Raw genomic sequence first — 14,180 nt, forward strand, 5'->3', positions numbered from 1 at the left:
TATTCCTATATTGTCTAGGAGGTGAGATATGAATAAGAAAGTGTCAGCTAAACAATCTCAGACCAAAAGACCTTTGCTTCCCATGATATTAGGTGTCGTTGTTGTAATCCTTCTCGCTGTAATTGTTTTCATCTTAAGCAATAGGACTGATGATACAGCAGATCTACCCAACTACACCGACGTAAAGGGAAGCATTGTTGTTGATGGGCTGAAATATGAGAAGCAACCTCATCTTGGAAGTCCTGATGCCAAAGTTAAAGTTATCGAATTCGCAGATTTCAAATGTCCCGCCTGCAAAATGTGGACTGAAAAGTATCTGGATACTTTTATTAAAGACTACGTAGATACCGGAAAAGTGGAACTTTTCTTCATGAACTTTGCATTTTTGGACCGGGACTCTTATCTTGCCGCTAGCGCCGGCGAAGCCATCTACAAGCAAAGCAACGAGAAGTTCTGGGAATACCTTCATAAGCTGTACGCTAATCAAGGCGATGAGAGCGAAATTTGGGCCACTCAGAAATTCATTTTAAAATTCGTTAAGAATAACATCGAGGGCATTGATTACGCCCAATTTGAAACAGATCTCAAGAATCATACCTACATGTTCGATGTAAAAGAAGACTTTAAGATCGCTGGTTCCTACGGAGTCAACGGTACTCCTAAATTTATGGTGAACGGAGTGCTGCTTCAGGATTCTTCCTATGAAGGGTTAGCAGCAGCGATTGACAAGCAGTAATCAGTCTTTAAACTGCGCCCTATAAGCTGTTCACTTTGAAAAAAGTGACCTTCTTACAGGGCTTTTTTGTGTGTATGAATTAAAAAAGATGACTTCTGTGATAAACAGAAGTCATCTGCTGATTACTTAATTAAGCCACTGCTTATTCTACCAAATGACACACGGCACTATGGCCTTCTGACACGATTTTCCGTTCAGGCTTGACAGCCATACATACATCCGAGGCAAAAGAACACCGCGGATGAAAAGTGCAGCCACTTGGTGGATTAAGCGGTGATGGCACCTCGCCTTGAATCGATACCATCTGCTGCTTCTGCTCCACACTATCCGGAATCTTCAAAATCGAATTTAGCAGGACCTGCGTGTAAGGATGCGTAGGTTTCTTGAACAATTCATCCGCCGGAGCTTGCTCAACCACCTCTCCTAAATAAAGAACCGCGATATCATCACTCAAATACTCCACTACTGCCAAATTATGCGAAATAAAGATATAAGTCAGGTTAAACTCCTTCTGCAAATCCTTTAGTAATTGAATGACTTGAACCTGAATAGATACATCCAATGCGGACACCGGTTCATCACAAATGAGCAATTTGGGATTCAGTGACAACGCTCTGGCAATCCCAACCCGCTGCAATTGTCCACCTGACAGTTCATGCGGATAAGCGTATTGGACTTCAGAAGGCAAACCGACCCGCTCAAGTAATTCGATCACACGCTCATGCCGGCTTACTTTAGTTCCAATTTTGTGGATAGCCATTGCATCTTCAATAGCGTCTCCTACCGTCATTCTCGGACTGAGACTCGCCTTGGGATCCTGGAAAATAATTTGCATATCCCGGCGCATCGCCCGCAGCTTCTCTTTATTTGCCTTTGAGAGCTCCACGTCCTCAAAAAATATTTTTCCTTTGTCAGATTCGAGTAGACGCAGAACCATTCGCCCTAAGGTTGATTTTCCTGAGCCACTTTCCCCAACAAGCCCCAGTGTTTTCCCCGCTTCCAGGGTAAAAGAAACATCCTCGATGGCATGCAGCTTTTTTCCTTGTACCCGAAAAGTTTTCGAGACATTTTCTACGCGCAAGAGCGGATTATTGGGCATAGGAAGCGACCTCCTCAGCATGATGGCAGGCGATCTGATGATCGGTGCTAAAATCACGAAGCTTGGGAACTTCATTCTGACACCGTTCAGTTGTATAGAAGCAACGATCGGCAAATGGGCAGCCGGTCAATGTCTGTGTAAGTGTCTTTGCCGTCTTTGGAATAGGCATTATTTCTTTTCCCTTGTGGCCCACTTCGATAATGGAGCGTTTCAATCCAAGTGAATAGGGATGCGCCGCCTCACTTATGAACTTGTCCGTAGTGGCTTTCTCCATGATTTGGCCCCCGTACATCACGATGATTTTGTCACAAAAGTTGGTCGCAAGGCCAAAATCATGCGTTACCATCACTACGCTCATCCCATGTTTTCTGCGCAATTCCTGCAATAGTGCAAGAATCTGCATCTGCACAGTGACATCAAGCGCGGTTGTTGGCTCATCGGCAATCAATAATTGCGGTTCACATGCCAAAGCAATAGCAATCATGATACGTTGGCGCATACCACCGGAAAATTCGTGAGGATAACTTTTAAATCGTGATTTAGGATCCGGAATCCCCATTTCATGCAAGAGCTGAATGGTGCGGTCAAAAGCTTCCTTCCGGTTTGCATATTGATGTGTTAGCATGGCTTCCATTATTTGATCCCCGATACGCATGATCGGGTTCAAGCTGGTCATCGGATCTTGAAAAACAACGCCGATGTCACGTCCACGAATATCTTCTAATTGTTTGGGACGCATTTTAAGTAAGTCCTTACCATTAAACTGAGCTGTCCCCGATGTTATTTTTCCATTTTCACGGATGAGCCCAATTGATGACATCAATGTAACGGACTTACCGGAGCCACTTTCACCAACAATCCCCAAGGATTCATTTTCATTGATCGAAAAACTGACGCCGTTTACGGCATAAACTTCATCTTCACTGCGGGAGAACTTCACATGAAGGTCATCAATAGAAAGTAGCGGTTCACCCATATTAATTGCCTCCTTTCGGACTGAATGCTTCCTGGAGACCGTCTGCTACAAACAGAAACGAAAGCAAGGTTATTGCAAAGATACCTGCCGGAAAATACAGCAGCCATGGAAAGCCGAGAATATTCTCACTGGCTTGAGCAATCATACTCCCAAATGAAGGGATTGGCGGCCGAAGCCCCATGCCAAAAATACTTAAGCCTGCAATCTGGATGAGATCACCGGGAATCCCGAAGGCGAGAGAGACACCCATACTGCCGATAACATTCGGTAACATATACTGTCTGGCAATATGCGCCTGAGATGCGCCTAACGCTCTTGCCGCTTCCACCATCTCCCCGTCCCGCATACTTAGGACCAGACTTCGGATCAAGCGTGCATACCCCGCCCAACCCGGAATTCCAATTGCTAGAATCAAAGATAAATACCCACGTCCCAGCATAATGACTAATATCAAGGCGAACAAAAATCCCGGCAAGGTCATCATAAAATCCACAGCACGCATAATAATCATATCGGCGATTCCGCCGCGCAATCCGGCCCACAAGCCCAATATGATCCCGATAATGAAGCTGACCAAAGTCGCGCCAAAAGCAATAATCAGAGCGCTTCGAACACTGAACAGAATCTGGCTGAACATGTCATGCCCCACATTATCCGTACCAAAAATATGCTGCCAGGTCGGCCCTTGATTGATGGCCAAAAAATCTCCCGTGCGATAGTCATATGGGGCCACCCAAGGTCCAATGATCCCCGCGATCAAAAAAAGGATAACCCAGACCAAACCAATAACGGCAAGACGATGTCTTTTAAATCGCTTCCAACCTTGATAAAACTGGGATCTCTGAAGATTCTTTTTTCTCTTCAAAGCTACATCCGATTGAGTTGCTGCAACTGTGCCAGCCAATTGCTCCCCCTCCTAGGTTCGTATAGTCTGTGCCGCTTATAATCTGACACGCGGATCAATAAAGGCATAAATAATGTCAACGAGTAAATTCATAATCATAATCATGGATCCCAGCAGAAATACAGATGTGATGGCGAGCGGATAGTCGAAACTGGTAAATGCCGTCTGCATCACCTGACCAAGCGCTGGAATGGCGAAAATTTGCTCCACCCAGATCGTGCCCATCACGGTAAAAGCAAATTGTGGTCCGATGACGGTTATCATCGCAGTCAGCGAGTTTTTGACACCATGCTTAAAAATCATCGGCCAATATTTGACACCCTTAGCTTTTGCGGTTCGCATAAAATCCGACCTCATGGTTTCGATCAGACTGCCCCGCATATATCTGGCAACAACACCGACATTCGCCGCAGATAAACAAATAATCGGCAAAATTGCTTGCCTCCAGTGACCCCATCCCGTTACGGGCAGAATCCCTTGAAACACAACACCAAATAACAAAACCATAATCACCGCGAGAACAAATGCCGGAATAGCCTGACCCGTCAATGAGATGGTGCTTACCACATAATCAATCCAAGTGTTACGTTTGAGTGCTGCAATAATGCCAAGCGGAACCCCGATAATTACCGAAAGAACAACAGATCCAAAGGCCAAAAGTGTACTGATCGGCAAAGCCTGCTTCAGTTGAGTCGCAATTTGCAAAGACGGATTCTGCATCGAATTACCGAAATCGAAGGTTAATTGATGCCAAATATACTTCATGATTTGTTGCCACAGCGGTAAATTCAAACCATACCGGCTTTGAAACTGGTCCATGACTTGTTGATAGAGAACAGGGTTTTGCCCTTGCAGCGGAGCCAGTGCCGTAGCCATGGTATTCGTATTCATGAAACCGCCAGGTGAATAATACATCATGGTATAGCTAACTGAAATGACCAAGATTAAAGTGATAATAATTTGTAAAATGCGCTTTGAAATAAATTTCAATATGGTCAAATCCGACCCTCCTTTACCGATTCACGGGCACCATAATTGGCGCCCGTGATTGGTAATTATTCAACCCATTTAGGATTATTCTACAGATAAAAGATGTAGCCCATAGAAGTTGCCCCATGCCCAAGGATTTGATTGCACTCCTGTAATGCCGGGTTTTACCAAGAAGTATTGCTGTTGATAATACAACGGAACAGCATAAGCTTCTTCGAGCAGGTTATTAACTACCTTAGCCGCGATAGGAGCAGCGTCTTCGACGGTCAGCGCATTTACGAATTGCGCTTGCCACATTCTCAAATCTCTTAAGGTATCAGATTGATAACTGTTGTAATATACCTGTACATCAAGTGCATTTTGATTCAACTTGCCACCTGGCGCGTTTGGTGCTACGAAGGTCCAAGCGGTTACAAAGGCGGCATGTTTTTCATCGTTATTTTTAGCATTTTTCCAAAGGTCTACAATCTGTTGCCATTGTTCAGCGGCCGTTGGAAGCCCCGGTTGTTTCAAATAAGGCTGCCAATCTGCAGGCTGCTCTGCTGTCCATTTATCCAAAAAGGCGATATCCTCATTAGCAGCTTTTTCTAATGCTGCCCATTCGCTCCATTCCACACCGGCGTTCTTATTATCCGGATCCCCATATTTTTCAATGGCCGGTTTATAATAAGTTTCCTTGGTCCAATCCACGAATTGTTTCGTAGCTTCTAGCGGGGCATCCAGTGTTCCTATGGAATATAGTTGCTGCGTTGCACCCATGTCCAAACTTCCTGGTTCACTCCAGTTGGTTGCGCCCGACGCCAGAATAAAGCCTGGTTTTGCATCGCCCTGAGGTCCGCTGTACTGATAAGCGTTAAACTGCGCCTCATTGAGCTGAACTAGCTCTGTTTTGATACCAAGATTTTGTTGCAGTAATTGACCTAACGCCAAAGCGATTTGTTCACCCTGAGCATCTACTTGCTTGACCCCAACATACAACGATAGGGTTGGCAGACCTTTACCGCCTTCATAACCAGCATCCTTCAATAATTGTTTGGCTGCCTCGAGATCTTCCGGAAGTCCTTGCTCCAGTTTTTCCGTTGGCCAACCTGGTGAAGCAAAGATATTGGTCGCCCCGCCCATGCCGTTCAGCACCGATTCTACGATCGGTTTACGCTGGATCGCTTTGGCGATAGCCTGGCGCACCTCTTTTTTGTCATATGGAGATTCCGTTGTCGGGTTGCTCCAGAGCAAATATTTGATCGCATAAGTCGCTGCAGTATACAGCTGGGACTTTAGCTCCTCCGTTTTCTTCACGTATTGTAAATCAGACGCGCTTTGGATTAGAACGACATCTGCATGGCCGGACATATAATCCTCCACCGGCACGGTTGTCGCCGGAAGAACATGGATGGTCTCTACATTGCCGTGATTAAGCTGGCCGGCTGCACCTACATAATTCGGATTGCTCACCATGACGAGTTCACCGTTAGGTGTAAAAGATTTAACCATGTAAGGGCCATTGCTCACAAAATTCCCCGGTTCAAACCACTTACCAGGGTTCGCTTCGACCGCTTTAGGATTCATAGGCATCGACCCGGAAAGAACCATATCCCCCAGAATAGCGTGAGGCAGCGTGGTCGTAATTTCCAGCGTGTAATCATCAACTACTTTTAGACCAACTTCTTCTTTACTTACAGATCCGGCATGGTATGCATATCCGTTCTTCACAAAATTAAGTACGCTTAGCCAAAGTTGTGCGGTTGTGTTAGCTGGATCCAATTGATACATATAAGAAAAATAAAAATCATGGGCGGTTACTGGATCGCCGTTTGACCATTTGGCATCTTTACGGAGGGTAAATGTCCAAGTTTTTTTGTCATCGGAAACGGTATAACCTGTCGCAATTTTCGGAACGATTTCATTATCCTGATTGTAGCCATAAAGCCCTTCGAGCAAAGTTCCTTGCCCTACCAGAATTTGTCCTTGCCATTGTGTAGGATCGAGCGTCGGGATCTTTGGATTGAAAACGGTTACCGAACTTCCCGCTTTAATTTCAAGATCAGAAGCGCCCTCATTCTTAACTGCCGTTTGACCCACATCACTGGTTGCTTTTACCGAAGTATTGCTATTACCTGCAGCATTTTTACCGTTCTCATTGGCACTATTAGAGGAATTACTGCAAGCAGTCACAGATAACAAAGAAAATGACAGAAGTAGAGCTAAGAACGCGTTCTTTTTTTTCATCCTCAAGTGAACCCCCTCATACATAGTCTTGAAACAAAAAAACTAACATTTTATTATCTTGTTATCTATGATGTTATCCTTCACCTTTTCATGCTTTGCCCCCCTAAATTTAAACTCCGATGTTTGTTGGTGAACTTACGAATATCTTCTTTTGAATATCACTCAGGAAACTAAGAGTAATCGCTTACATTCTAAAATTTTCCACAAAGATTGTCAAGAAAAAATGTTACGTTAGTTAGCATAACTAGTTATTATTAATATAACTTAATCTTATAATATGAATTTTTCGTTAATTTTTTATTAGCTTTTTTAGTGTTATTTCGTAAATAACACTAACTTATTGACGAATTTTAGCTTATTTCTTGTAATGCTGATATAAATGCTATAGAAGAACTAGTTCTATGAGTTGAGTTCCTTAGGACATAATAAAAAGAGTGCATCCCGGCAGTCATTTTATGACCTTTGGGATACACTCTGAACCATTTAGATATGGGAATCGGAATAAAATACTGTTATCGATACAAATATCAGAATAGGTGGACTCTGCCTCTACCGGAAATTATCTACACACTCATGTAGAAAGGCGTCTAGTGTGCGTGGATCTCTGCCGAGTAAACGCTTCACAGTGTCATTTGGACTTTCTGGCACCATCCTAGACATGGTTTGAATTTCCACAACGTGGTTCGCGAGCCAAAGAGGCAGATTCCCATGCTCAATAAGATTACGGAGTAGTACTTGAGGGTCCATGTTGATGTAACTTATCGGCCGATTAAGCAGGGCAGATAGTCGACTCGCGATCTGGGGATAACTGAAAATCTCCGAACCAGTAAGCGTATATATATGGCCTGATACCTTGTCGTTGGTCAGAACTTCTGCGGCAACGTCTGCAATATCGCGACAGTCAATAAAGTTACACGGTGAAACGCCCATAGAGCCGAAGAAAACATTTTGGGTTGTGATCGTTGGTGCAAAGCGCATTAAATTTTGCATGAACGCATAAGGGCGCAATACGGTATGGGTGATACCCGATACCCTCAACGTGTTCTCAATTTCTTGATGCCAGCCCGCCACTGCCACTGGAGCGCTATGCTCAAAGGCTGGACTGGATATTTTTACGATATGTTTGATTCCAGATTCGGTGGCAATCTGAATGATTGAGGTTTCCAATTCGATTTGTCTTGGACTGTTGGACATGGCAAGGAAGAGCTGGCTAGCACCTGTAAACGCGCGGCGCACCGATGTAGGGTCAGAAGCATCCACAAAAGCGACCTCGATAATTGATCGGCTTTTTTCTCCGATTTGATCACGCAACTTCTCTGGCTCTCTGCTCAGCGCCCTGACAGGTACACCAAGATCAACCAAACGTTCCAAAAGCGCACTTCCAATCGTACCTGTTGCTCCCATAATAACTATCATTTTTATCTTCTCCTTTTGGATGAAAAATCAGTTGTGACGGCAAGTCGCCACCGCCATGTCACTATCGTGCTCGCTATGAATCCAGACAACGGGAAATCGATCCAGACACGATTTACCCAGACCAAGTGATTACTCGGAATCATAATTTCTACTACAACAGATGTCACCCATGCAGCGTATAGCCCAAATGAGGACCCGGCCATTGCGAATACCCCTACCACAACCAAGTGAGGTGCACCGATGACCCATCGCAAATGGCCCACTCGACTATGCAACAAAAGTCCAATCATCAAGGCCATCAAGGCGGATGCACCGCCAATAGTGGTCAATGCCGCTATTTGAAGCCCCCTATCTGCAGTAACCAATCCCCCGATACCTGCCATAATGGCAGGAGCAGCATAGGCCATTACAACTTCACGCCATAGTACAAAAGTCTTTTTCTTGGAACCAACAGCCTTGATGCTGTAAACATCATCTGTCTGATTCGGGTTTTTCATCTGGTTCATTTACTTGCTCCCTTCTTCTTTGAAATAGTTCAACGATTGATTTCAGCGAACTATAATTAGGCGCCTAACTATATAAGAGTAAAAATAGGCTAGCTTCACTAGCCCAATTCTACTCATTACTGATGTTTCCCCTTTGGTTTCGAGCCTAATTCGCCCGTAAGTGCTGAAATGCCTTGTGTAACTCGACCTAGCAAGTCGAGAAATACGCTGCGTTCTTCGATGTTGAGCAACCCCACCATAGCTTCCAGCCGAGCGAAATGCTCAGGAGCCATTTCACGGAGCTTCTTCGCTCCTTCTTCCGTTAAAACAACTGATTTCTGACGGCCATCGTCTGAGCTTAATCGCCGAGATACTAGCCCATCTCGTTCAAGAATGTCGATAAGACCAGTCACTGTAGCACGTGTAACTCCTAGATGCTCCGCTAATTGCGAAGGCAACTCTTCTCCTTCGTTATCTTCAAGATCTGCCAATAAACGATAACGCCCTGTTGATAAACCGAATCTAGAGAAATGAATCTCCGAGGCGTGTCCAAGCATGGCTCCCGCTGCCATTAGCCTAGACGCGACGAGTATAGCCTGTGCGTCTATGTCTAGGTTATAGCGATCAATCTGACGCTTGGATTGTACAAGCGAGGGAATAGCCTCAATGTCGTTTATTTTTTTATTATTGTTGTTCATATATGTAGTATGGTCCCTAACTACTTTTATGTCAACTCATTTTTTTATACCTCGGCAACCCTGGAGTTAAACAGTTGCATTTGGTTGTAACTCTATATTTCTCCCAAAGCTTGATCAATCGACCTTCAAGATCTTCAATCCGTAGTGAATATTCTGCTCTTATTTTCTAAAGTAGTAGAAGTTCTGTCCGCATCATTCTACTATTCAAATTTTAACTGAAGCGAATCACAGATTGGCATATAGCCTATCTTTTGATAAATGCTATTAGATGTGGGATTTGCTAAGTCGGTATATAAGACGCATCTAGTAAACCCTTTATCCAATGCAAGTTGGCTTATTTGCGCCACAATTGAAGTTGCGTAACCCTTTCCGCGCTCATATGGAGGGGTATATACAAATGCTACGCCAATAGCCGTCTGCATCTCCCTTGTATATCCTGCCATAGAAACGGGTATCCCGTTGTCCTCTAAAATATATAGTTTTTTCGATGCTATTCGGTAGAGGTAAGGGTCTGCATCTTGCGGGATGGACATTTCTGTTTTACCATAACTCCCCGCTGCATAAAATGCTTCAGCCCAGTAAGGGAAAAAGTGAATATCCTTTTTATCTAATAATCGAACGATACCAACCTTTTGAATGTCTGGGTTTACTGCCGTAAGTTCATATATACGTTGGGTCATGATTGTTTTAAAGGTTGTTCCCTTGCGCAAGGTATATTCTTTGGCAAAATACTCTGCCAAGGTTTTTTCGGTCATCACACCTGGAATTTCACGGTCTTTCAGCCCATCTATCAGACAGTTTATAGCTTCTGGGTTAATTATGTTGTCTGTTGCATAAAGCGTAATATTGTGTGGCGGTGTCATTATGGCGGTAAGTTGTATGCCCCTAGCATCCGAAATCGTTACCATAAGCCAATTTACAGGGTCACGCCAGTCTGTTTTGTCTTTTCCTTCATGTCCAATTATGATATTGCCAAGAGGAATCAAATTTTGTGCTTCATGACGCATCAGCATACCATAGGTATCATTGTAAAACTCATACACATCCGTATACAACTTGAATTGCATTGCAATATCCCCCTTTCATCTGCTCAACGTTTTACCGGATTTTCCGAACTAATCGTTCTTCTTACAGTTTGTTGATTTTTCGCCTGCCAATTTAATAATTAATTAATGAAGACGCAAAAAACCCCATCCCATTAGGGACGGAGTTGCTCCGCGTTACCACCCTGATTGACGTTTATAATAAACGTCCTCTAAGCCATCGTCCAACAACGATGCTTCTTTGTAACGGTAGAATCCCGGTCCCATCTACTATAATTCGGGGGACAGCTCTGAGGTGATTTTTGGATTCGGATATCCGCTGCCTCGCACCAACCGGCAGTTCTCTGAACGGCTTTTCCAGATCTATCTGTCAATAATTCAAACAACAATAAGGACCTTTAAACTTATATTGCTTCTAAAGCAGATAATCTAACTAATCATGCGACGATATGAATGCGGAGACTACACTCCAGTCTGCTTATTTTCTTCATCAGCACATAGCACCAACCTTTTACTTACCTGCTTAATCTGTTTCGATTAGCTTAGAGGTCAACTTCACTACTGGCCTGATATACTTCAAAAACCGCTCCGGATCGTGATAAACGTAAATGATTCTCCCAGCGGAAGTATCAAAGCAGTAACCAGTGTCTGCAAAATTAAAAGTTGCCATTGCCCTTTCCATCTTTTCCTCTACACTACGATTTTCCTGCTCATAATTGAATGGCCCATGTTCAAAAACAATATACTCGGCTTCGAGAACATCAATCATAAGCATTTGTGGAGGTACTTCACCTTTATAATCAAAAGGAAGACGTACACCAAAACACTCTGTACGTGGAATACCCCAATCGCAGAGTCTGCCATCCGGGTCATTAATGTAAGCCATAATCTGACCGCTGCCACCGTTAGATTCACTCCCGCCCTCGTCATCCAATTTGCCCTTGATACTATCGAGTAAGCCGCAAATTGTTTCGCAGTCCTGTCCTGTAATAAGACTTTGCTTTTGCCAAAAATCCCAATACCCATTACTCTCATAGTTTTTAATGTGCAAAAATTTGTGAGTGGGAATGGTTACAAAATAAATGTTAAGATCATCTGTAGATTTCATCATACCAATCTCTCCAAATCCGAAAAAGTAGCGGTCGAAAGAGTTTATTTTTGTACGAAGGGCGACAGGCATAGGCTTTTTCCGGTAATCACTTGGAGTTACACCATATGTTCCCTTGAAAGCCCTGGTAAAAGCTTCATGTGATGAAAAACCATAATCAAAAGCAATATCCAAAATGCTCTTTTCACTATCCCGAACCTCTTTTAGTGCAAAGGCTAATTTTCTATGCCGTAGATAATCCCTAAATTGCATTCCCGATATTTCCTTAAATTTTCTCGTAGTATGAAATTCGGAATAACCTAACTTGTGAGAAAGAAATCGTAGCGTTATTGCTTCACTGTTACGATTCTTAATACACTCGTCAATTTCATTAACGATTATTTGGATTTGCTTGTGCCACTCATACAATTGGTCTGTTCACCTCGTTTCAACCACTCTATAGTCATTGTAGAGTAATGGAATTTGCATTGCTTGATTCTACTTGCGGAAAAGAGATGACAATTCAAACGTTTTGGTCCTACTATTTCGGAATCTCATCATGAAACGGTACCACTATTTCGTTTGTATCGTTAAGGAATACATATTGAATCTCAGATTTCCTCTTTGCATTTAGTGGTCGGTGTATAACCCTATCGTTCTGTCAAAGTTATTTCCGCAAGCAGCTTAAGCGTGTCATGCATTCGCAGGATGGACAAGAAGCATGGAGTATCGGGAGGCATTAAACAAAAGGGCTCGGACCCGTTGAGACATGGGAGTGAAAATGACATGCCCCTACAGTTGTTCCAAGCCACCGCCTCCTCAATTTCCTTCTTATCTCACATTTAGCTAAAGGGTTAAATCCTACGAATTCATGAGCCTGCATGAGTAAACTAAATCATTTCGGAGGAGTTCAATGCCCATCTCATTCCGGGTAATGGTGATGATTAGGCCCTGTTAGAGTCTGGCGAACGTGATGTAATCGACTTGGACAGGTTCTGCCAATTCCATCCGAAGTGCCCGGTTGATCTGTCCCCGGTGATATTGCCCATGTAAAATGACCTGCGACAAGATATCCCGGACGGACGTTTGGAACGGGACTCCGTTCTGGTTCGCATAATCGACCATCACGTCCAAATCAGATTCCTCGAGCCCTTCGATATACACACGATATTTCTCGGCGTTTTCTTCGAACATCGTTCGGATCGCCGTCAGGTCCTCCGCTTCCTCCCACAACGAATATTGCGCACTACCCTTGCCCTGCAATCGGGACAGCCAGACTCGTTCCGCAACCGCAACATGCCGAACCAGCTTCAGAAGGTCCTTGTTCTTCATCTCACTCTCCTCGAGCGCTTCTAAGATTTGTGCGTCCGCCCAGTACAGGTGGTCCATCATACACTTGATCGTCTTCATTTTCGTTTCCCCCTCTTCGTCTCATTGATTAATTGAACCTACCGTTTCCCGTAATTGGTCATTTATTTCACAAATCATCATAATCTTCATCAGTCAAAGGTTCTATTTTTTATCGCGCTCAATGGAATCAGGAGACGTGTGTCGTCTTTTGGTTAGAATCAGAAAATATAAAAGATGAGACCTTTGCCCTCGGCTACAGTTTGGCTGTAGAAACGCCGGATTTCGTTAAAATGCTGTAGCAGGTAGGCAAAGAACGCATCCTTATCCTCGTCTGAAACAATATCAGGTTCAAGAGGATATACTTCTTCCTTAACCATGGCCGGGAAATCATACCGCAAGCGGAGCTGCGCTTCATCCAGCTCAGAAATAACCTGATGAGCTTCTGCAACTTGCTTGGCACGTAAGGAAAACGCCCCGAATGAGCCAAAATCGATGCCTTTGTCTGATGTCAGCGGAACAACATAACTAAGAGGGGCATCTCCATCGGAAATAACTCCACAAAGCAAGTAGTGAATCGCCTCCCAGGATCTATCAATGTCCAGTCCGGGATAATCGTCTATTTTCAAGCTATTCAATGCAATGTCGCCTGTAACAATTTGTTGCACTAGGTTGTCATCCATAGCAAAGTAATATCCACGCATTCCCATGTTGTCATCCTTCCTTCCATTCTAGTAGTGACTATACTGCCCTATCATAATGTAACCTCTGGATTTATCCCGCAGGATAGAAAAAGAGTGAAGATCAGCCCCCTACGTAATCATAATATCTTGTGCGCACAAGTTACTACATCCCGTTTAAGATAGGTATGTCCTACACTCTTTAACTAATGAATTTTATGTGTAAAATATATAGTCTCCCACAGCTGTCACCGAAACCATATCCCATATACGGCGAGTCCGACTAATAGTCTTGACTACGGACCCAGCTGACGCTATTGGCGAATTTATAGCCCTTGGAGCAAGTTTGCGGACTCCAGCGCTGCTATTCTCTCGCAAGCGGTGCATATATAGCCCTTTTCATGCAAATAACGACTATGCGGTCCGATAGCAGTCCAAAAAGGACGTATTCCCGCGTTTAGGGTCATCTGTGTCCGCTAGCGGCTTCGTACAT

The 14,180-nt window shown here is 43.9% G+C and carries 13 protein-coding genes; 1 reads left to right on the forward strand and 12 read right to left on the reverse strand.

Features of this window, described 5'->3' with window-relative positions; all coding sequences use genetic code 11:
• The first annotated feature begins 28 nt into the window (after positions 1 to 28).
• The gene (locus NST25_RS16685; RefSeq protein WP_076279324.1) at positions 29 to 736 is read left to right on the forward strand and encodes a DsbA family protein; all 708 of its coding nucleotides are present in this window, start codon (positions 29 to 31) and stop codon (positions 734 to 736) included.
• 142 nt (positions 737 to 878) lie between these two features.
• Here NST25_RS16685 and NST25_RS16690 read toward each other — a convergent pair whose 3' ends face one another.
• From NST25_RS16690 to NST25_RS16745, 12 genes are all read right to left on the reverse strand, one after another.
• Positions 879 to 1,835 (reverse strand): ABC transporter ATP-binding protein, encoded by a 957-nt coding sequence (locus NST25_RS16690; protein WP_340391856.1) that lies wholly within the window; start codon positions 1,833 to 1,835, stop codon positions 879 to 881.
• The gene (locus NST25_RS16695; RefSeq protein WP_036687658.1) at positions 1,825 to 2,811 is read right to left on the reverse strand and encodes an ABC transporter ATP-binding protein; all 987 of its coding nucleotides are present in this window, start codon (positions 2,809 to 2,811) and stop codon (positions 1,825 to 1,827) included. The genes NST25_RS16690 and NST25_RS16695 overlap by 11 nt, the downstream gene beginning before the upstream one ends.
• A gap of 1 nt (position 2,812) precedes the next feature.
• Positions 2,813 to 3,715 carry an ABC transporter permease gene (locus tag NST25_RS16700; RefSeq protein WP_081387748.1) on the reverse strand — a complete coding sequence of 301 codons (903 nt, stop codon included), beginning with the start codon at positions 3,713 to 3,715 and terminating at the stop codon, positions 2,813 to 2,815.
• Positions 3,716 to 3,751: 36 nt separating this feature from the next.
• Positions 3,752 to 4,714 (reverse strand): ABC transporter permease, encoded by a 963-nt coding sequence (locus NST25_RS16705; protein WP_036687660.1) that lies wholly within the window; start codon positions 4,712 to 4,714, stop codon positions 3,752 to 3,754.
• Positions 4,715 to 4,789: 75 nt separating this feature from the next.
• Complete coding sequence (locus NST25_RS16710; RefSeq protein ID WP_076302598.1) at positions 4,790 to 6,931, reverse strand: peptide ABC transporter substrate-binding protein; 2,142 nt, start codon at positions 6,929 to 6,931, stop codon at positions 4,790 to 4,792.
• A gap of 549 nt (positions 6,932 to 7,480) precedes the next feature.
• Positions 7,481 to 8,347, reverse strand: coding sequence for an SDR family oxidoreductase (locus NST25_RS16715; protein ID WP_339187274.1), 867 nt, complete (start codon positions 8,345 to 8,347; stop codon positions 7,481 to 7,483).
• Positions 8,348 to 8,349: 2 nt separating this feature from the next.
• Complete coding sequence (locus tag NST25_RS16720) at positions 8,350 to 8,853, reverse strand: hypothetical protein (RefSeq protein WP_179089435.1); 504 nt, start codon at positions 8,851 to 8,853, stop codon at positions 8,350 to 8,352.
• Between the two features lie 116 nt (positions 8,854 to 8,969).
• A complete protein-coding gene (locus NST25_RS16725) occupies positions 8,970 to 9,530 on the reverse strand; it encodes a MarR family transcriptional regulator (RefSeq protein ID WP_076279322.1) in 561 nt (186 codons plus the stop codon).
• A 200-nt stretch (positions 9,531 to 9,730) separates the two neighbouring features.
• Positions 9,731 to 10,597 carry a GNAT family N-acetyltransferase gene (locus NST25_RS16730; RefSeq protein ID WP_339187277.1) on the reverse strand — a complete coding sequence of 289 codons (867 nt, stop codon included), beginning with the start codon at positions 10,595 to 10,597 and terminating at the stop codon, positions 9,731 to 9,733.
• A 499-nt stretch (positions 10,598 to 11,096) separates the two neighbouring features.
• Positions 11,097 to 12,089 carry a helix-turn-helix transcriptional regulator gene (locus tag NST25_RS16735; protein WP_339187279.1) on the reverse strand — a complete coding sequence of 331 codons (993 nt, stop codon included), beginning with the start codon at positions 12,087 to 12,089 and terminating at the stop codon, positions 11,097 to 11,099.
• 525 nt (positions 12,090 to 12,614) lie between these two features.
• Positions 12,615 to 13,070: a DinB family protein gene (locus NST25_RS16740; RefSeq protein ID WP_339187281.1), complete on the reverse strand. Its 456-nt coding sequence runs from the start codon at positions 13,068 to 13,070 to the stop codon at positions 12,615 to 12,617.
• Positions 13,071 to 13,228: 158 nt separating this feature from the next.
• Positions 13,229 to 13,717: a YfbM family protein gene (locus NST25_RS16745; RefSeq protein WP_076130031.1), complete on the reverse strand. Its 489-nt coding sequence runs from the start codon at positions 13,715 to 13,717 to the stop codon at positions 13,229 to 13,231.
• Positions 13,718 to 14,180 lie beyond the last annotated feature (463 nt).

The organism is Paenibacillus sp. FSL E2-0190 (assembly GCF_037992965.1).
Lineage (GTDB): Bacteria > Bacillota > Bacilli > Paenibacillales > Paenibacillaceae > Paenibacillus_AQ > Paenibacillus_AQ odorifer.

Coding starts and splice junctions, on each gene's coding strand:
- NST25_RS16710 (WP_076302598.1), bottom strand. CDS start 6,931: ATGAAAAAAAAGAACGCGTTCTTAGCTCTACTTCTGTCATTTTCTTTG.
- NST25_RS16745 (WP_076130031.1), bottom strand. CDS start 13,717: ATGGGAATGCGTGGATATTACTTTGCTATGGATGACAACCTAGTGCAA.
- NST25_RS16730 (WP_339187277.1), bottom strand. CDS start 10,597: ATGCAATTCAAGTTGTATACGGATGTGTATGAGTTTTACAATGATACC.
- NST25_RS16685 (WP_076279324.1), top strand. CDS start 29: ATGAATAAGAAAGTGTCAGCTAAACAATCTCAGACCAAAAGACCTTTG.
- NST25_RS16725 (WP_076279322.1), bottom strand. CDS start 9,530: ATGAACAACAATAATAAAAAAATAAACGACATTGAGGCTATTCCCTCG.
- NST25_RS16720 (WP_179089435.1), bottom strand. CDS start 8,853: ATGAACCAGATGAAAAACCCGAATCAGACAGATGATGTTTACAGCATC.
- NST25_RS16740 (WP_339187281.1), bottom strand. CDS start 13,070: ATGAAGACGATCAAGTGTATGATGGACCACCTGTACTGGGCGGACGCA.
- NST25_RS16715 (WP_339187274.1), bottom strand. CDS start 8,347: ATGATAGTTATTATGGGAGCAACAGGTACGATTGGAAGTGCGCTTTTG.
- NST25_RS16690 (WP_340391856.1), bottom strand. CDS start 1,835: ATGCCCAATAATCCGCTCTTGCGCGTAGAAAATGTCTCGAAAACTTTT.
- NST25_RS16695 (WP_036687658.1), bottom strand. CDS start 2,811: ATGGGTGAACCGCTACTTTCTATTGATGACCTTCATGTGAAGTTCTCC.